The following is an 18,051-nucleotide window of genomic DNA, read 5'->3' as shown; positions in this document are numbered from 1 at the left end:
TTCACTCCCACGGGACCGAGCGCTGGGTCAGTTCGCCTTCGAGGTTCCGACCCATCGCGTCGGTCGGGTCCGCGACGTTGGCGAGCGCCCACATGAGCTTCACCTTCGCGGTGCCGGGGAGCGTGTCGCCGGCCTCGACGACGCCGGCGTCGAGCAGGTCGCGGCCGGTGTCGTAGACGCGGTCGCAGACGCGGCCTTCGAGACACTGCGAGGTCATGGCGACGACCGTGCCGCCCTCGACGAGTTCCTCGAACCGCGGGATGAGGTCGGTGTGGACGTGGCCGAGGCCCGTCCCCTCGATGACGACGCCGGCTTTCTCGTCGAGGTAGTCGAGCGCCGCGGGGTCCATCCCCGGCGTGAACTTCACGAGTTCAACCTCGGACTCGATGTCGGCGCGGAGCGCGAGGTCGGCCTCGCCGCGGGGGGCGTAGTCGCGGCGGAACGTGACCTCCTCGGCCTCGTAGTCGACCTCGCCGAGCGGCTTCGCGCCGACGGTCTCGAACGCGTCGCGCCGGGAGGTGTGGTTCTTGCGGACGCGCGTCCCCTCGTGGAGCGCGCAGACGTCGTCGGACTCCGAGGCGTGCATGCAGATCATGACCTCGGCGGCGTCGGCCTTCGCGGCCTCGACGGCGCAGACGGCGTTCATCACGTTGTCCGAGGAGGGACGGTCCGCCGAGCGCTGACTGCCCGTGAAGACGATGGGGACGGGCGTGTCGAGCATGAACGACATCGCCGACGCGGAGAACTGCATCGTGTCGGTGCCGTGCATGACGACGACGCCGTCGGCTCCGGCCTCGATTTCCTCGGCGACGGCCTCGGCGAGGTCGACCCACACGTCGGTCGTCATGTTCTCCGAGAGGATGTTGGCGACGACGCGGCCGCGGTAGTTCGCCCGCCCCGCGAGGTCGGGGACGGCCCGGAGCACGTCCTCGGCGTCGAACTGCGCGGTCACCGCGCCCGTGCGGTAGTCGACCGTCGAGGCGATGGTCCCGCCGGTCGAGATGAGCGAGATGGTCGGGAGGTCGTCGTCGAACTCTATTTCCGAGGTGCCGTCGCCCTCGGACTGCGCGTCTTCGATGTCGTACACGTCGGTTTCGAGCACGTCCACGTCGGCCCCCTCGCGGGCGATACCAACGTTGTACCCGCCGTCGAGCTTGACGACGAGGTGGTCCTCGGTGGAAGACGGCATGAGCACGCCTTCGTTCGTGACGTCCGCGCGGGTGACGCGGACGCGGTCCCCTGCGTTCATATCGCGGGATACCGCGGGGGCAGACTTCAAACCCACCATTCCACCTTTTTCCTCCTCGGGGTCGCGTAGCGAACCGCTCGGTGCGATTGCCGGCCACGATTAGCACAGATTTATCCCCGATTCACGAGCGTGACTGAGTGGATGTTAGCTCCACCGACATAACGAACACAAGACATTTTACCCGACCGTCCGTCGGCCAGCGTGTGTTCCCCACGATACTCCTCCAGTCGGGCGGTGCAGGCGCGCTCGTAATCGGCCTGCTGTTTTTCCTCCTGTTCCTCGGGATGGTAGTGTGGACGTACAGCGACGCGCGGCAAAACAGCAGTCACCCGGCGTTCCTCTGGGCCGTCGTCGTCTTCCTCGCGCCACTTCTGGGACTCGTGTTGTACTTCATCCTCGGCCGCAACGCGTAGGACCGAGACGACCGGCGCACCGTCGCGCGCCGGAGCACTCACCACGACCGGCTCACCGTCGCGCGCCGGAGCACTCACCACGACCGGCTCACCGGCACAAGAGCCATCAGGCTCGCCCGCGACCCTGTACGCATGCAACGGTCGGACCAACGGGAGTCTGAGCAGTCCGTCGACGACCTGCTCTCCGGAGTGAACCGCGAGCGCGACGAGGCGATGCAGGCGGAGCGTTCCGCCTCGTCCGGCGGCGGCGGTCGCCTCGGCGGGCTGTTCTCCCCGCGCGTGTTCCTCGCGGCGCTCGTGCTCTCCATCGGCGGACTGCTCGTCGGCGGTGCGATTCCCCTTGTCGGCTTCATCGGTCGGTTCGTCGGCATCGCCGCCGCCGGCTTCGTCCTCGGCGCCGTCGGCTCGAAGCGATACTACACGGAGGTCGTCCTCGCCGGTGCAATCGCCGCGGGCCTCGCGTTCGTCCTCTCGACGCTGTTCGCCGTGTTCGCGCCCTTCGCGGTCCAACTGCTCGCGGACTACGGCGTCGCTATCGCGGGCGTCGGCGCGGCGAGCGGCGGGCTCGCGGGGTTGGTCGGTCACTACTTCGGCCGCGACCTCAGAAACGGGCTGACCCAGGAGCTGTAAGCGTCAGTCGATTCGCCAGCGGTCGCCGTTGTGGGCGACGAGGCCGCCTTCGGCGAGGTGGTGAAGCGCGCTGTCGACGACCGCGGGGTCCGCGTTGAGTTCCTTTGCGATGCCGCGGACGGTGTTCGACCCGTTGGCGAGCGCGGCCAGAATCTCCGCGTAAAAGCGGCTGTCGGCGTCGACGCCGAGGCGGTCGTTGAGGCGGTCGAGCACGTCGGTGATGCGGCCCTGCACCCACCGCTGGGCCAAGGAGAGTTCGTTGTCGAGCTCCTCCAGTTTCCCGAGTTCGCGCGCCAACTCGGAGACGTCGTCGGTGCCGGCGTTCTCGACTTCGAGCGTCACGTGCGGACAGCGCCCGGCCATGTCGAGGCTCGGACTCGGCGGGTAGGCGCTCTTCGCGCCGAAGCCGTACGGCGAGACGTTCACCTCCAGTCGGAGATTTCGAGAGATGTGGAAGTACTTGCGCCGCTGGTCGTCGGTGCGCGACTCGATGAGCCCCGCGTCCTCCAGCTTTCGGAGGTGGTCGATGACGGCCTTGGGGCTGACGCCGAGGTACTCGCTGATCTCGGTGACGTAGCACGGTTTGTGCGAGAGCAACCGCAGGATGCGCCGGCGGTTTTCGTTCCCGAGTAGGTCGAGCAGTACCGCGGAGTCCATTACGAGGTCATAGACTGCCGGTGGGGAAAAGCCTGACTCATGTGATACTCCGCGCCGTCGTGCGATTAGCGATTGTGACTCGCGGGGCCCTCACGGGGCGGTCTCTCGCGACTCCGGGAGCCGGTCGAACGCCCGCGACGCGAGGACCACCGCGAGGAACGAGAGGGCGACGGTGATACCCGCGAGGAGCGCCCCCGCCTCGTACTTCAGCGGCGGGTAGTAGCCGAGGCCGTAGTCGAACACGTCGTTGACGAGCGCGAGCGTGAGGGCGAATCCGAGCGCGCCCTTCGTGGTCGCGCCGTACCGCGGCACGACGAGCGCGAGCGCGAGAAAGCCCGCGTGAGTGAGCATGATGCCCCAGTAGTCCCACAGCGCGGCCCCGGAGAAACCGACGTAGAGGTCGGGTCGGAGGTTGAGCGCGACGACCGTCCAGACGCCGTATTTGACGAGCCAGACGAACGCGAGCGTGTGGAGGTACGCGAGCGGTCGGTTGACGGGTGCGTCGGCGACGCGGCGACCGAGGTTCGGAAGCAGCGTCGCGGCCGACAGCGTCATCAGCGCGAGGGCGGCCGGCGAGTCACCGAAAAGCGGGTAGAGAAACGTCGGCAGGTCCGACAGCGCGGGGTCGGAGTGGACGTAGAAGCTCACCCCGACGAGGAACGCGGCGGCGTTGAGGACGAGGAAGACGACGAGGCTCGGGCCGTTTCCGAGGTAGTACTCCGTCCAGTCGTCGACCGCCGCGTCGAGGTCGAAGTCGCGCAGACCCATCGCCGAGTCGGACGGCGCGCCGAAAGAAAAGACCGTCGGGGTGACACCCCGGGGTCGATGGCTCCGTACGCGACACGTTGTCATCCCATGTCGGGAGCAAAGGACAGTTAGCCCGGCGCGCCGAACGGCGACGTATGGACGCAGCACTCATCATCCTCGACGGGTGGGGACTCGGCGACCACGACCGCCGCGACGCAATCAAGGCGGCGGACACGCCGAACTTCGACCGCTACCGCGACGCGGGAGCCTTCGGGACGCTCATCGTCGACGGCCGGCGCGTCGGTCTCCCGGACGGCCAGATGGGCAACAGCGAGGTCGGCCACCTCAACATCGGGGCCGGCCGCGTCGTCAAGCAGGCGTACACCCGCATCGGCGACAGCATCGACGACGGCTCGTTCTACGAGAACGACGCCATCACGGCCGCCTACGACCACGCCGACGAACACGACGGGCGCGTCCACCTCATGGGCCTCGTCTCCGACGGCGGCGTCCACTCCGACCAACAGCACCTCCACGCGCTCATCGAACTCGCCGCCGACCGCGGCGTCGAGGCCGTCACCCACGCCTTCACCGACGGCCGCGACACCAGCCCCACCGGCGGCGAGGAATACCTCTCGGACCTCGAAGCCGTCGCCGACGAGCAGGGTACCGGCGGGGTCGCCACCGTCTCCGGGCGCTACTACGCGATGGACCGCGACCAGAACTGGGAGCGCACCAAGCGCGCCTACGACGCCATCGTGGAGCGCGAGGCGGAGTGGACCGCCGAGACGGCCGTCGACGCCGTCACCGAGTCGTACGACCGCGGCGACACCGACGAGTTCGTCGAGCCGACCGTCGTCGACGACGCGCCCGCGCTCGACGACGGCGACTCGGTCGTCTTCTTCAACTTCCGCGCCGACCGCGCGCGACAGCTCGTGCGGATGCTCTGCGACATCGAGCCCGTCTGGGAGTTCGAGACGACGCCGCCGGAGCTTCTCATGACGACGATGACGCAGTACGACAAGACGTTCGACGTGTCCGTGGCCTACCCGCCGGAACAGCCCGAAGACACGCTCGGGGAGGTGCTCGCCGGGGCGGACATGACGCAGTTGCGCATGGCCGAATCGGAGAAGTACCCCCACGTCACCTACTTCCTCAACGGCGGCCGCGAGGTCGAGTTCGACGGCGAGATTCGGAACATCGTCGAGAGCCCGGACGTGCCGACCTACGACCTCCAGCCCGAGATGTCCGCGAGAGAGCTCACCGACACGGCCATCGGTATCATCGAGTCCGACGACCCGAACGTGATGGTGCTCAACTACGCCAACCCCGACATGGTCGGCCACACCGGCGACTACGAGGCCGCCATCGAAGCGGTCGAGGCCGTCGACGAACAGCTCGGGCGGCTCGTCGAGAGCGTCCGCGCCCACGGCGGCCACGTCTGCATCACGGCTGACCACGGCAACGCCGACGACATGGGCACCGAAGACGACCCGCACACGGCGCACACGTTCAACCCCGTTCCGTTCGTCTACCTCGCGGCCGACGGCGACGACGAGGCGGCCGCGGAGAACGGCGGCGAGGGCGAGCACGCCGACCTCGACCTCGACCCCGACCACCCGCTTTCGGGCGGCCGGACCGTCCGCGAGGGCGGCTCGCTGTGCGACATCGCGCCGACTATCCTCGAACTCGTCGGCGTCGACCAGCCGGCGGCGATGACCGGCGAGTCGCTGTTAGAATAGGTCGCAGTCGGTCGCGCTCGCCCGCTCGCGCGCCCCGCTCGATTCGCATGTTCTCCTACGCGCCCGACCCGCTTCGGTAGCGACGGTACGCGGTCGGGACGAGCATCGACACGCCTGCGATAGCGGCGAGGACGACGAACTCCGGGCGAACGGCCGCCGCGAGCGAGTCCGTCGTGAGCGTCTCGACGGACGCGCCGGCGACGACGCCCGCGACGGCCCACGGAAGCTCCCCAGCGGCGGTCCCGAGCGCGAACGCGCCGAGTCGGACGTTGGCGACGCCCGCCGCCACCGACACCACGTCGGAGGGAATCGGCAGCAGACGGCTCGCGGCCACGCCCTTCACCGACCCCGTCTGTTCGACCGTTCGCTGGCCGACGTCGGCAAATCTGGTCGCCCCGCGGTAGCGCCGCGCGAAGAGGAACGGCGGGACGCTCGTGAGGACGATAAGCGCCAGCGCCAACGGCACGCCGACCGGCCCGAGCCCGTAGCCGACGACGAGCGCGAGGAGCGTCGTCGGCCACGCGAGAAGCGGGCGCACGAGCGCGAGCGCGCTCACGACGACGACGAGTCGGACGGGGTCGGCGGCGACCCACGTCGCGTGCGCGATGACGGCGTCTGGCGACGCGAACAGGAGACCGGCGATGACGGCCGCGAGCGCGAGGCCGGCGGCGAGGCGCGGACGGGGCACGGAAGCTCTGCGGTCCGTCGTCGCGCCGCGACCAAACGCTTTGTGCTTCGGAGGGCTTTAGCCCGCGCCGGTTCGATTGGCTTCCGAACCGTGACCGAGCCCACACGCGACGAGCGCGTCGAACTCGCGCTCGACCTCCTCGCGCACCTCGAAGCCGACGAACTCTCCCTCGCCGAGGTCGTCGACCGCATCGAGACGGTCACCACGGACCCGACGCTCACCCGCGACATCCTCGACGCGGCGGAGCTTCGCGGCATCATCGAGCGCGAGGGCGGCCGCATCCGTCACAACCGCGGCGGCACGTTCGTCAGGTTCGAGAGTCAGGTCGTCCAGCGCGAGGGAGACTTCGACTGCCGCCGCTGCGGCGCGTCCATCTCGACGGGCCACTTCGTGCGGTTCGAGTCGGGCGAACTCGGGCCGTTCGGCTCGTCGTGTGTGAGAAAAGTACTCGGGCGGGAGTAGGTCGCCGCGGTCGCCGTCGGTCGCGCGACCGCGTTACCGCCCGCGGCGGAGTTCTTCGATGAGCTGTTCGACCAGCTCCTGCTGGTGGCGAATCTGCTCGCTTTGGGCCTCGACGACCTCGCGGAGCGACTCGACTTCGGCAGCGAGAGCGGCGTAGTCAGCGTCCGAACCGGCACCTCCGGCCGCCTCGGACTCGGCGGCCGATTCGAAGCCCGACCCTTCGAATCCGAGGTCGTCGGCGCCGGCGACGTTGCCGGACGACTGCTCGGCGGCCGGCGATTCGGCGGCCGACTGGGTCGTCGCGGCCTCGGCCGCCTTCGCTTCCGCCACCGCGCCGGTCGCGGCGGCAGCCTCGGCGGACCCGGTGGACTGGTTCCGAGCAGCCTGCTGGGTCGGCTCGGCGGACGCGGCGTCCTCGGAGCGGGTGGCGTTCGCCGGCTCGTCGGATAGCTCGCCGGGGTTCGCGCTCAGCGGGTCCGGCCCCGCACCGAAGTCGGTGTTGTCGCGCTCCGTGTCGGCGCCCTCGGCGGCCGCCTGTGCCTGCTCCATCTGGACGCGGAACTCTTCGAGACTGCCGACGCTGTGGTAGTCACACAGCGCCCGCGCGAGTTTCTCGCGAACGAGCCGCGCCTGTTCGTTGGGAATCTTGAACCGCTCTTGGCGGCCGCTGACGGTGAGTACGACCGTCGTGGCGACGCTTCCCGACTCGAATTCGAGGTCGGTCACGTCAGCGAAGCGGTACGCCTCGTAGTCTTCGTCCCAGACTGCGCTCCCGATGTGTCGGACGACGCGGGCGTCGGTGATGACGAACGTGAGTTCGCTGAACCGGAACGCCTGAACCAGACGCTCGCCGTCTTCGTCGGTCACGCCGGCGGCCGACAGGACGCCCTCGACGATGGGCTGGAGCGCGTCGTCGAGGCGCTTCGTCGACAGCGAGAACGTCTCGCTCCCGTCGAGACCGTAGTCCAGCGATATCTTCGCTTTTCGTCGCCCCTCCTTGACGGACAGTTGCTCGGCAGCGTGCGAGAACTCGTCGACGGACTCGTCCGAGAGGAGGCCTTCGGCCCGATAGACGAGCGTCCGCGTCGGAGTTACAAACAGTTCGTCCTCGCCCCCGAGGTGGACGCGGGTCACCACGTCTTCCTCTCCGAGGACGGACTGGACGATCTCCGGTTGGCTCATGCGTGTGTGCACCCGGTGTTGGGACATAAATCCGCGGGTGATGACTCGAATCGAGTGCCGTGGTGACTCGTCCCGCGGTCGTCGGAGATGAGAAGCTTAAATACAACCAGCACACAACGGGAAGTTGAGCCCGGGTGGCTTAGCTGGACATAGCGCCGCACTCATAGGGTTTCACAATCGGTGCGGAACGCCTTGGAAGCCTCCGCCCCTCGCGAGGTCATGCCGGCCTCGCACCTGGGACATGCGGAGATCGTGGGTTCGGAGCCCACCCCGGGCATTCTTCGATTTCAGTACGTGATTGACTAATACGTGCATCGCAATGCCGTCGCCTGATTCTTCACTTCGATACGGGTTCGTCTGAAACCAAGTAGCTTATCGCGACTACCAGCGCCAAGATCGCGCTTCAACCCCACAAGGGTTCGTCTGAAACCATAGATGCCGTCCTCGCCGTCCTCGATTTCGCCGGTGCTTCAACCCCACAAGGGTTCGTCTGAAACATCTACTGCCGCAGCTGCATGAGCGCGTATGACAAGCTTCAACCCCACAAGGGTTCGTCTGAAACACGACTGCACCAGAGGTCCGACCGGGATCTTTCCAGCTTCAACCCCACAAGGGTTCGTCTGAAACTTGGAGGCTCATGTCCTCCTGCGTGACTTTCGAGCCGCTTCAACCCCACAAGGGTTCGTCTGAAACTCCACGACATCAAGGAAGCGTTCGACTTCATCTCGGAGCTTCAACCCCACAAGGGTTCGTCTGAAACGGTTACCCCCGCAGACCACCCGGCACCGCTACCGACGGCTTCAACCCCACAAGGGTTCGTCTGAAACTCGGCGACATCGTCGGCGACGGCTTGGACCTCCGTCGGCTTCAACCCCACAAGGGTTCGTCTGAAACGGTCGTCGTCGGCCTCCTCAAGCCACTCCTGGTCGCTTCAACCCCACAAGGGTTCGTCTGAAACTCGTCTGGGGGTCATCGGCCGGGCCGGGGGAGGTCAGCTTCAACCCCACAAGGGTTCGTCTGAAACGCGTGAGAGACGGCGGCCGCCAAATCGACCAAGGCGCGCTTCAACCCCACAAGGGTTCGTCTGAAACTCTCCGTCGGAGAGATTTGGGACCGCTTCGAGGAGGCTTCAATCCCACAAGGGTTCGTCTGAAACCCCTCCACGCGCGTCGAGTTCGTGGACAAGCGCGTCGCTTCAACCCCACAAGGGTTCGTCTGAAACAGTTGGGACACGAGGGGCGGTCGGCGTTCCCCGTGTAGCTTCAACCCCACAAGGGTTCGTCTGAAACCCGCCGACGACGTCGACAACTGAGTTCATTTTACCTCCGCTTCAACCCCACAAGGGTTCGTCTGAAACACCGCCTCTTTCCACGAGAGGGGCATGTTGAATCCGCTTCAACCCCACAAGGGTTCGTCTGAAACACATCTGCGAGAACGGCCACGAGCGCGACACGCACCGCTTCAACCCCACAAGGGTTCGTCTGAAACGACCGCTACCACGTCGTCGTCGTCGGAGACAGCGGGCTTCAACCCCACAAGGGTTCGTCTGAAACGTGCATTCAGCGGGGGAGACGGCATCGTTGTCATGTCGCTTCAACCCCACAAGGGTTCGTCTGAAACTGCCTGACCAAAGGATAGCGCCACGTCCATGACCTCCGCTTCAACCCCACAAGGGTTCGTCTGAAACCGTCAGCACGGAACGGTTCGTCGTCCTCCTGCTCGCGCTTCAACCCCACAAGGGTTCGTCTGAAACCCAGAGGGTCGAGCCTCCGATGAGACCGACCACAAGGCTTCAACCCCACAAGGGTTCGTCTGAAACATTGACATCGACGGCGGAGAGATGACGCTCACGGTTGCTTCAACCCCACAAGGGTTCGTCTGAAACGGCGTTCATATGACCGACTACGTGCGGACGACCGACGCTTCAACCCCACAAGGGTTCGTCTGAAACCATCCCGAATTCACGGGTACAATGACGTGCATCACCCGAATTCAAAAGAGTGTTTCCGTCGACCCTCAATTCACCCGCAACCCCCGGGGGGTCGACGAAAACGTCGGTTCGTCACTAGCGGTGTCGAGAACCACTCTCTCGGGCAGTCGTCACGCGGTCGGCCCGTCCGCGGGGCGCGGCCGCACGCCGAAAAATTCGAGGGGGAGCGTCGAGAGCGCTAGTCGAGCGGGTCGTCGAGTTCGCCCATGACCGCTTCGAGGGCGTCGGTCGCGGTGAGGAGGCCGACGACCTCCCCGTCCCGCAGGACGAGCGCGAGTTCCTGGTCCTCGGCTTGGAACTGGTCGAACGCGTCGCTGACGTTCGTGTCGGCGGCGAGCGTCATCGTCGGCGCGGCAATCTCGTCGAACGAGCGCTCGCCGGCGCGGAGCGCCTCGAAGTTGTCGATGATGGAGGGCGCGTAGACGACGCCTCGGAAGTCGGTGAGCGACTCACCGACGAGCGGGAAGCGGGTGTGGGGGGTGTTCCGAATCCGCTCGAAGTTCTCGCCGGGCGTCGCGGTCGTCGAGAGCGCGACGATGTCGTCGCTTGGAATCATGATTTCGCTGATGGAGAGTTCGTCCACGTCGAGCGCGTTGAGCACCTCGTCGCGGCGCTCCTCGGGGAGTTCGCCCTCCTGAAGCAGCGAGTCCAGGCGCTCGCGGAGTTGGCCGCGGGATTCGATGACGTCGGTCTCGGTTTCGAGCCACGCGCCCGTCATCTCGATGCCGAAGAGCTTGAGCGTCCATTTGGCGACCCAGTCGCCGAACTTGATGAGCGGCGAGATGGCGACGTAGAACCAGTGCAGCGGCGTCGCACCGTAGCGACAGACCATCCGGGAGCGCTCGACGCCGAGGTACGTCGGCGTCTGCTCGCCGTGGGTGAGGTGCAGGAGGTTGATAATCAGGTAGGCGATGAGCGCGCCGGCCCCGATGGTCGCGAGCGTCGTGCCGGCGAACAGCGGCTCGAACAGCGCCGCCAGGGCGGGCTCGGCGACGATACCGACGGCGATGCTCGACGCCGTAATCCCGACCTGACAGGTCGTGAGATACAGTTCGAGCTCTTGGGTCATCTCCCAGGCGCGTTCGAGCCGAGAGTCGCCGTCGACGAACTCGGACTCGGTGAACTGTCGGGCGCGCGTCAGCGCGAACTCGATGGCCACGAAGAAACCGTTCGCGAGGATGAGGAGTACCCCCGCGACGAGTCGTATACCGATCTCTGTTGGGTTCATCTGTGTCGGTGTCCCGTCCGTTCGAGCGCGACCGGTTAGAAAGCATCGGTCGTCCGAATATATATGTAACCAGTTGTCGGGAGTTGGTTATACGTTGAGAAAAACTGCTGTTCTGATAATCTTGTCGGGAAGGTTAATGTCGCGGCCGACAGACGACCACGTGAATGACGAGTCGAGAACTCGACGCGCTGGACAGGCGGATACTGTACACGTTGCAGGCGGAGGCGCGCCGCACGTCGTCGACCGACATCGCTGACTCGCTCGACGCCTCGGCGAGCACCGTCCGGAACCGCATCCAGCGGCTCGAAGCCGACGGGGTGCTCCGCGGCTATCACGCCGACGTGGACTACGAGCGGGCGGGCTACCAGCTGTACACACTTATCGTCTGTACGGCACCGATTCCGGAGCGCGAGGAACTAGCCGAGGCCGCCGCCGCGGTTCCGGGCGTCGTCGAAGTACAGGAGGTGATGACCGGCGAGCGGAACGTCATGGTCCGGGCCATCGGCGTCGACGGCGACGACCTCAGCCGCATCGGCGAGGAGTTAGACGAACTGGGCCTCCGCGTCTCCGACGAGGATCTGATTCGGAACACCCACCGGAGCCCGTACGCGAAGTTCGGGGATGGCGACGAGTGACCGACTGCACGAGCGGCGACACGCCGTCTCACGGGGGAGTTCGCCTCGTTTCGTCTCCGGTGACGCGGTTCCCGAACCACCGGTACAGCTTTGATAGGTGATAACGAACTGGTAATCGCCGTTGTCAGAGACCCTCCCGTTCGCGTCGGTCTCTCGCCGACCGAATGCCCCCCACCACCACCATCACCACCAGAGCGGTTCAACGCGCTCCGACAACGGGTAGACGCAGCTGCAACAGCATCGCGCGGTTGAGGTCCCCGCACTCGCCGCGTGGTACGCTACGTGGTTTCACCGGACGACCGCCCCCGGTCGTTCGCTTCCGACGGCGTCCACGCCTCGGATTTTCGTTCTCTAACGCCGTTTGTGACTCGTGAGCGACAGCGTTTCAGCGGTCGAGAAGTCAGGTCGCGACCGACTCAGTCGAGTCGCTCGACCTGAACCAGCGCGACGGGGTCGTCCCAGCCGTAGACGGCGGGGTCGAGGTCGCCGTCGCCGATGATACCGGCGTGGGGCGTGACGACGCCGTTCTCGGCGAGGTCCGGGTCGCTCATTCCGGTTCCGTCGGTCCCGGAGTCGATGCCGTAGAGGGCCTGTGCAGGGGGGACCATGTCGCCGTACGCCTCGGTGTTGACCTCGGTTCCGGCGTCGTAGCTGGCCGCGAAGTACGACCGCGACTCGTTGACCCGCTCCGGGAGCGGAACGGTGTCGAGGCCGGCGAAGCCGTCGTTCGTGCCGATGAGCATGCTGACGAACGAGAGGTACGCGCCGCTGGCGTCGGTCTCCAGTTCGAGCGTCGCGGCCGCGGGGAACATCTCGCTCGCCGGGAGTTCGTCGGGGACGAGCGGCGTGTCGCCGACCGCGACGCCGCGAACGTCGTCGGTCTCCTCGGCCAACTCGCCGAGCGGGCCGAGGTTCCCGTTCTCGGCGACCTCCCTGATGGCGTCGCTCGCCGGGTCGCCGACGGCGAACAGTTCCACGCTGGCGCGGTGGGCGACCACCGCGGGTGGGGTGAACGGCTGGCCGGTCGTGAGGTTCGCCACCGTCACGCGGTAGGTCCGTGCGGACTGTCCGTTCCCGTCAGTCCCGTTTCCGGCCGATTGGCCCGGCAGGCTCGCACTACCCAAACAGCCGGCGAGGGCGGCCAGCGCGCCCGCGCCGGTCAGTCCGAGTACGGTTCGTCGCGTCGTCGGAGTCGTCGTGTCTCTCATTGGTCTCACGTGTGGTCGGTTCCACGAGAACCAAGACGCGAGACCGGCTAAAGGCGGTTTTTCGAGATTCGGGGTGACTCCGTGACGAATCGGGGTCGACTCTGTACCAAATTCGGACCGGGCGAGGGCCGAAGGTCGAGACCGCCGGGCCGCTCACCGGACCGTCACGTAGGTCAGGAACGCCAGCGCGACGAGTTGGAGGCCGCGGAGGACCAACACGGCCTGCTGGACGTGGGGGTCCCCGGAGTAGAGGCTCTGCATGGTGAAAAAGAAGTAGAGCGCGACGGCGTTCTCGACGAGCATGACGACGGCGAACGCGAGCAGGCCGAGGACGAGCGAGGTGCGGAACGTCCGGTAGTTGCGAATCCACACGGCGGTCAGCGCCGCGAGGAAGACGATGTTCGCGCCCGAGAGGGCGCTCGCCGCCATAATTTGGGTGTCCATTGCCATGGTCAATCGAGGTGTGTCGCGATTTCTTCGAAGGTGTCGCGGTACCGTTCGAACTGGTCGGTGAGGAAGTACAGCCGTCCGTACTTGTCGCCGCCGGCCTCGACGACCCCGTGGGATTCGAGGGCGTCGAGGTGGTGTCTGACGGTCTTGTAGCCCACGTCGAGCTCGTCGGCGAGGCGGTTCGCGTTCTGCGGGCGCTCCGAGAGGGCGCGGATGATGCGGACGCGGTTCTCACCGCCGCGAGTCGCCGTGAGCAGATACCAAAGCGCCTTCTCCATCGACTGTTCGTTTGGTTGATTGGTCGAGCGCGGTAATATTCTCGCGGGTGCCGTTCGACGCGACGAGTTCGACTCGGCGACGACCGTACATGAGCGTTGTTCCAGTTCCGTACCAAATTCGGGTGGAGTGTCCGGACGCGTCGAGTCGGTCGGTGCCGCCGCCCCGACGGCGCTCGCCGGTGTCCGAGACGGAATCGACTCGGCCTCACCAGCGGACCGATTCGAACCGGCGGGACCCCCCGACGGCAGTAAGGGATATGTCGGTCGCGTCCTACGAACCCTCGTATGGACGACGACGCCGGACGGAACGCGTGCGCTATCGAATCCCCGAAGGGCAGACCCTGCCCCCTCTGCGGCACGTCGATGGACCACCGCCACTGCAAGTACGTCTGCCCGGAACACGGGGTCGTCTACGATTGCAGCGACACGTTCTGGTAACGAAAACTGACAGAAGCCGCCTGAGATGGAACCGTCGCGAAGTCGGGGGATTCGTGGGTTGATTTCACGACGGCACGAAGCGTTATGTCGGCGGCGGCCTAACAAACGGCCGTCCTCCCCGGTCAGTTCAGTTGGTCCCGAGTCGGACGCGCCCACGCACACGAAACGATGCTCAACGAATCACAGGTCGAGGCGGGAAAAGACATCCAACAGCGGACGGGAAAGACGTTTTACTTCGCGACGCGGCTCCTCCCGGAGCGCGTCAGACACGCCACGTACGTCCTGTACGCGTTCTTCCGCGTCGCCGACGAGGTCGTCGACGCCGAGGAGACCGCGCCGCCGGCACAGCAACGCGACCGGCTCGAACGCCTCCGCGCCGAGGCGCTCGGCGAGGTTGAGACCGACGACCCCGTCCTGTCGGCGTTTGCCGAACTCAGAGCGCGCTACGGTATCGACCCCGACGACGTGAACGTCTTCATCGACGCGATGGAGTCGGACATCGAGAAGGACCGCTACGAGACGTACGCGGAGTTAGAGACGTACATGGACGGGTCGGCCTCGGCGGTCGGCCGGATGATGACCGCCGTCATGCGGCCCGACGACCCCGAGGCGGCGCTCCCGCACGCGACGGCGCTCGGGCAGGCGTTCCAGATGTCGAACTTCCTCCGCGACGTGGGCGAAGACGTGGTCGAGCGCGACCGGGTCTACCTCCCGCAGACGACGCTGGACCGCCACGGCGTCGACACCGAACAGATTCTCGACCTCGACTTCGACGAGCGCGTCGCCGACGTGATGCGCGACGAACTCCGCCGCACGGAGTCGCTGTACCGCGACGGCGTCGCCGGCATCGAGTACCTCCCGGCGGACTGCCAGTTCCCGGTGTTGCTGTCGGCGGTGCTGTACGCCGACCACCACCGGTCGATTCGAAAGCTCGACTACGACACCCTCACGACGACGCCCGAACTCGGCTTCGGCCGGAAGCTCGCGCTCCTCGCGAAGACCGCGGCGTACTGGGCCGTCTGGCGCGACCCCGTGGCCGTGTTCAAAGCCGTCAGCGTCGTCCCGTACCCCGACGACGACGAACTCGACGCGGAGTTCGGCCCCGGCTCGACGCCGGTCGATCACTCGCGGCGGAGCGGGCGCGTCTCGGGGTGGCTTCGGTCGCTGAGCCGCTGGGGCTCGGACTGACGGCGTAATTTCTCCGCGAGTGAAACGATTTACTGGCTGGCCGACAGAGCCCACGACATGCATCGCGTCACCCTCGACACCCGGTTAGACGACTGTCCGCTGGGACGGGTGACCGCCGCGCACGACGTGACGCTGACCACGCCGTACTGGAACCTCTCGCCGGAGACGGGTCGCTGTGACCTCTGGGTCGAAGCCTCGTCGCCGGGGCGGCCGCAGTTGGAGTCCAGCATGCGCGCGCTCAGAGACGCCGACGGCGTCGACCGCTTCGAACTGAAGCGGAAGCGCGGGTCGAACGCGACGGCCCACGTCGTACTCGAAGAGACGGCCGCCATCGAGACGGTCATGGCCAACGGCGGCGCGGTCATCGCTCCGTTTCGCGACAGAGACGGCTGGGAGCGGTGGCACCTCGGCTTCGCCGAGCCTCACGCCGCGGCCGCAACCCTCGACTCGCTCGACCGCCGCTACGAACTCGCCGTCGTCGAGCAAGCGCCGCTTGGCGGGTCGGTCGCGGCCGACGTCTTCCGGAACTTCGACGAGGCCGCGACGCTTCTCGACGGCTGTGCCCGGCTCACCGAGACCGAGTCGCGGGTGCTCCGAACGGCGGTCGAACACGGCTACTACGAGACGCCGCGAGGGGAGTCGCTCGCATCCCTCGGCGACCGATGCGGCGTCTCCGACGTGGCCATCTCGAAGACGCTCCGGCGCGCGGAGCGAAAGCTCCTCGGGGCCGCCGTCTCCGCGCTCGCCGACCTCGACACCGACCGGCTGAACGTCGGGGGCGGCGACTGACGTTAGCATACTAACCGTCGGCTACTCCGGGGTCGCAGGCGTCGGTTTCGGTGATGAGCGCACACGCTGACGCACCGCGTTCGACCGCTGACGTGCCGAGAGTGATTCCCGACGCGCCGCCACGAACCGCCGACTCGACCGCGTCCGCAACTCCGGTGTGTCCCAGTCGCCCGCGCCATGGTCGGTGAGTCGCTCCTCGCCGGTCGGTATCGGGACGCCGCCCTGTTCGTGCTCTTGGCGGCGATTTGGGGCGGGACCTACCCCGCGGTGACGGTCGGGTTGGCGTCGTTCCCCCCGATTCTGTACGCCGCACTCCGACTCGACCTCGGCGCGGCGCTCCTGTTGCTGTACGCGGGGTGGCGCACCGACTACTGGCGACCCCGCACGCGACGCGACTGGGCGGTCGTCGCGGCGGCCGGTCTCCTGACGCTCGGCGGGTACGGCATCCTCCAGAACATCGGCCAGCAGACCGTCCCGAGCGCGGTCGCGTCGGTGCTCGCGGGGCTGATTCCGATACTGACTATCGGGTTCGCGAAACTGTGGCTCCCCGACGAGCGGTTCGGGGCGGTCGAACTGCTCGGCGTCGGCGTCGGCTTCCTCGGGCTGGTCGTCATCACCGACCCGGACCCGTCGAACCTTCTCGGCGGGAACGCCGCGGGGCAGGCGATACTGGTGCTCGCCGCGGCGTCCTTCGCGCTCGGCGGCGTGCTCACCCAGCGAATCGAGAGCGAGCTACCGTTCGCCGCGCAGACCGCGTGGGCGATGGTTGTCGGGGCCGCTTTGAGCCACCTCGCCAGCGCCGCGAGTCCGACGGAGTCGCTGGCGCAGGTTGACGTGTCGCTCGCGGGCGTCGCCGGTCTCGTCTACCTCGGCGTGTTCGTGAGCGCGGTCGGCTATCTGCTGTACTTCTCGCTTCTCCCCAGACTCGGCTCCGTCGAACTCAACCTCATCACCTACGTCGTCGCCGGTTTCGGGACCGTCTACAGCTGGTTCCTGTTTACCGAACCCGTGACCGCGACCACGCTTCTCGGGTTCGGCCTCGTCCTCCTCGGGTTCGGCCTGCTCAAGTGGGAGCGAATCGGGGCCGTCTATCGAGGCCGTCGTCGCGGCGTCGAGTCGGACTGAGAACAGAACAGAACAGAACAGAACAGCCGCTGGAGAACACCGACGCTCAGAATCAGGAGCGCCACGGCAACCGCCGCGGAAGCCGCAGGAGCCGCGAGTCGAACCGGTCCGTCTTGAGGAGTCCGACGCCGAACAGCGCCGCGACCCCGACGGGTATCCAGTTGCCGAACCACGCGTTGATGCCGCCCCAGAGGATGACGAAGCTCACCAGGTCGTCGAGCATGAACTCCGTGCGGTCGAGTCGGGCGAGAAGCGCCTCGCGGTCGAACGACCGGTCGAGCGCGACGACGGCGACGGTCGCGCTGACGACCCAGCCGGCGTAGTTCGAAAGCGGGACGCCGTAGAACAGGCGCGCGTCGTCGGCGAGGCGGTAGTACTCCCAGAAGCCGAGCGCGACCGCGCCGGGGTCGAGCACCACGTCCATGGCGAGGACGGCCGCGATGACGACGCCGAGGCGGACGGCCCCGTTGCGGGCGCGGTCGCCCAGCAAGAGCAGACACAGCAGGTAGGCGTTCATCACGAGCGGGATGAAAAACACCGGTAGCCCGACGGGAACCCCGGCGACCGTCGGCCCGAGGTCGACGCCGTAGTGGAACCAGCCGTAGGGCCAGCCCGTGGTGACGCCGGTGTACTCGATGGCGTAGGCGTAGGCGGTGAGCGCGCCGACGCCGAGGGCGGCCCGGCGCGTCACGAGCGGGAGGACGCCAACGACGAGCGGCGAGCGCATCACGAGCGTCCCGAGGAGGATGAGAAACGCGTTGAACGCCAGCGGGTCGGGGAGCCACCCCATCGCGCTGGCGACGAGGAGCACCGCGCCGTTCAGCGGGAAGAACACTGAGATGGTAAAGCGGTTGTCGCGCACCAGCCGGTCGAGCGCCGCCTCCGCCTCGCCGCGGGTGGATGGCAGCCGTGCTCGCAGGTCGCTCTCGCTCACGGACGCACCTCCGGGAAC

19 protein-coding genes, 1 tRNA gene and 1 CRISPR repeat array are annotated in these 18,051 nt (G+C 67.0%); of the genes, 10 read left to right on the top strand and 10 right to left on the bottom strand.

Annotated features, from left to right (window positions below; all coding sequences use genetic code 11):
- Position 1: 1 nt before the first annotated feature.
- A complete protein-coding gene (gene gatD, locus ACSR87_RS03275) occupies positions 2-1,249 on the bottom strand; it encodes a Glu-tRNA(Gln) amidotransferase subunit GatD (protein ID WP_498529478.1) in 1,248 nt (415 codons plus the stop codon).
- Positions 1,250-1,452: 203 nt separating this feature from the next.
- On the opposite strand from gatD, the gene ACSR87_RS03270 reads away from it, so the two are divergent.
- Together ACSR87_RS03270 and ACSR87_RS03265 are read left to right on the top strand one after the other, a co-directional pair.
- Positions 1,453-1,662: a PLDc N-terminal domain-containing protein gene (locus ACSR87_RS03270; RefSeq protein ID WP_498529477.1), complete on the top strand. Its 210-nt coding sequence runs from the start codon at positions 1,453-1,455 to the stop codon at positions 1,660-1,662.
- 132 nt (positions 1,663-1,794) lie between these two features.
- Entirely contained in the window at positions 1,795-2,292 is a 498-nt protein-coding gene (locus ACSR87_RS03265) for a DUF8526 domain-containing protein (RefSeq protein WP_008575768.1), read from the top strand.
- Between the two features lie 3 nt (positions 2,293-2,295).
- Here the strand turns inward: ACSR87_RS03265 and ACSR87_RS03260 are convergent, their stop codons facing one another.
- Together ACSR87_RS03260 and ACSR87_RS03255 are read right to left on the bottom strand one after the other, a co-directional pair.
- Positions 2,296-2,949 (bottom strand): ArsR/SmtB family transcription factor, encoded by a 654-nt coding sequence (locus tag ACSR87_RS03260; RefSeq protein WP_004042493.1) that lies wholly within the window; start codon positions 2,947-2,949, stop codon positions 2,296-2,298.
- Between the two features lie 90 nt (positions 2,950-3,039).
- Positions 3,040-3,717, bottom strand: coding sequence for a DUF1405 domain-containing protein (locus ACSR87_RS03255; RefSeq protein WP_498529476.1), 678 nt, complete (start codon positions 3,715-3,717; stop codon positions 3,040-3,042).
- Between the two features lie 134 nt (positions 3,718-3,851).
- On the opposite strand from ACSR87_RS03255, the gene gpmI reads away from it, so the two are divergent.
- Positions 3,852-5,438, top strand: a complete 1,587-nt coding sequence (gpmI, locus tag ACSR87_RS03250) for a 2,3-bisphosphoglycerate-independent phosphoglycerate mutase (RefSeq protein ID WP_498529475.1) — start codon at positions 3,852-3,854, stop codon at positions 5,436-5,438.
- Between the two features lie 55 nt (positions 5,439-5,493).
- Here the strand turns inward: gpmI and ACSR87_RS03245 are convergent, their stop codons facing one another.
- Entirely contained in the window at positions 5,494-6,126 is a 633-nt protein-coding gene (locus ACSR87_RS03245) for a TVP38/TMEM64 family protein (RefSeq protein ID WP_498529474.1), read from the bottom strand.
- Positions 6,127-6,216: 90 nt separating this feature from the next.
- Between ACSR87_RS03245 and ACSR87_RS03240 the strand changes: the two genes are divergently transcribed.
- Positions 6,217-6,588 carry a DUF5830 family protein gene (locus tag ACSR87_RS03240; protein ID WP_498529473.1) on the top strand — a complete coding sequence of 124 codons (372 nt, stop codon included), beginning with the start codon at positions 6,217-6,219 and terminating at the stop codon, positions 6,586-6,588.
- 33 nt (positions 6,589-6,621) lie between these two features.
- On the opposite strand, the gene ACSR87_RS03235 is transcribed toward ACSR87_RS03240, so the two are convergent.
- The gene (locus tag ACSR87_RS03235; protein WP_498529472.1) at positions 6,622-7,770 is read right to left on the bottom strand and encodes a DUF7115 domain-containing protein; all 1,149 of its coding nucleotides are present in this window, start codon (positions 7,768-7,770) and stop codon (positions 6,622-6,624) included.
- A gap of 128 nt (positions 7,771-7,898) precedes the next feature.
- Here ACSR87_RS03235 and ACSR87_RS03230 point away from each other — a divergent pair.
- Positions 7,899-8,047 (top strand) — tRNA-Met (locus ACSR87_RS03230).
- Positions 8,048-8,170: 123 nt separating this feature from the next.
- Positions 8,171-9,721: direct repeats of the CRISPR family, unit length 30 nt; unit sequence GCTTCAACCCCACAAGGGTTCGTCTGAAAC.
- Between the two features lie 217 nt (positions 9,722-9,938).
- Here the strand turns inward: ACSR87_RS03230 and ACSR87_RS03225 are convergent.
- Positions 9,939-10,988, bottom strand: coding sequence for a CNNM domain-containing protein (locus ACSR87_RS03225; RefSeq protein ID WP_008575774.1), 1,050 nt, complete (start codon positions 10,986-10,988; stop codon positions 9,939-9,941).
- A gap of 164 nt (positions 10,989-11,152) precedes the next feature.
- Here ACSR87_RS03225 and ACSR87_RS03220 point away from each other — a divergent pair, with 164 nt between their 5' ends.
- The gene (locus tag ACSR87_RS03220) at positions 11,153-11,623 is read left to right on the top strand and encodes an Lrp/AsnC family transcriptional regulator (RefSeq protein ID WP_004042506.1); all 471 of its coding nucleotides are present in this window, start codon (positions 11,153-11,155) and stop codon (positions 11,621-11,623) included.
- A 416-nt stretch (positions 11,624-12,039) separates the two neighbouring features.
- Here the strand turns inward: ACSR87_RS03220 and ACSR87_RS03215 are convergent, their stop codons facing one another.
- The 3 genes from ACSR87_RS03215 to ACSR87_RS03205 all read right to left on the bottom strand — a co-directional run bounded on the left by ACSR87_RS03215 (position 12,040) and on the right by ACSR87_RS03205 (position 13,559).
- Positions 12,040-12,831: a spondin domain-containing protein gene (locus ACSR87_RS03215; RefSeq protein WP_498529471.1), complete on the bottom strand. Its 792-nt coding sequence runs from the start codon at positions 12,829-12,831 to the stop codon at positions 12,040-12,042.
- Positions 12,832-12,984: 153 nt separating this feature from the next.
- Positions 12,985-13,281: a DUF8036 family membrane protein gene (locus ACSR87_RS03210; protein ID WP_049905074.1), complete on the bottom strand. Its 297-nt coding sequence runs from the start codon at positions 13,279-13,281 to the stop codon at positions 12,985-12,987.
- Between the two features lie 2 nt (positions 13,282-13,283).
- The gene (locus ACSR87_RS03205) at positions 13,284-13,559 is read right to left on the bottom strand and encodes an ArsR/SmtB family transcription factor (protein ID WP_498529470.1); all 276 of its coding nucleotides are present in this window, start codon (positions 13,557-13,559) and stop codon (positions 13,284-13,286) included.
- A gap of 285 nt (positions 13,560-13,844) precedes the next feature.
- Here ACSR87_RS03205 and ACSR87_RS03200 point away from each other — a divergent pair, with 285 nt between their 5' ends.
- The 4 genes from ACSR87_RS03200 (at position 13,845) to ACSR87_RS03185 (ending at position 17,099) form a co-directional block, all read left to right on the top strand.
- Complete coding sequence (locus ACSR87_RS03200) at positions 13,845-13,997, top strand: HVO_2523 family zinc finger protein (RefSeq protein ID WP_390242754.1); 153 nt, start codon at positions 13,845-13,847, stop codon at positions 13,995-13,997.
- A 168-nt stretch (positions 13,998-14,165) separates the two neighbouring features.
- On the top strand, positions 14,166-15,185 hold the full coding sequence (locus tag ACSR87_RS03195; RefSeq protein ID WP_498529469.1) for a phytoene/squalene synthase family protein: 1,020 nt from the start codon (positions 14,166-14,168) through the stop codon (positions 15,183-15,185).
- Between the two features lie 57 nt (positions 15,186-15,242).
- The gene (locus tag ACSR87_RS03190) at positions 15,243-15,974 is read left to right on the top strand and encodes a helix-turn-helix domain-containing protein (RefSeq protein WP_498529468.1); all 732 of its coding nucleotides are present in this window, start codon (positions 15,243-15,245) and stop codon (positions 15,972-15,974) included.
- 177 nt (positions 15,975-16,151) lie between these two features.
- Positions 16,152-17,099, top strand: coding sequence for a DMT family transporter (locus ACSR87_RS03185; RefSeq protein WP_498529467.1), 948 nt, complete (start codon positions 16,152-16,154; stop codon positions 17,097-17,099).
- 52 nt (positions 17,100-17,151) lie between these two features.
- On the opposite strand, the gene cruF is transcribed toward ACSR87_RS03185, so the two are convergent.
- Entirely contained in the window at positions 17,152-18,033 is an 882-nt protein-coding gene (cruF, locus tag ACSR87_RS03180) for a bisanhydrobacterioruberin hydratase (protein WP_498529466.1), read from the bottom strand.
- Positions 18,034-18,051 lie beyond the last annotated feature (18 nt).

The sequence above is a fragment of the Haloferax sp. SDI50 genome (assembly GCF_059802635.1).
This window is presented reverse-complemented; position numbering and strand designations above follow the sequence as displayed.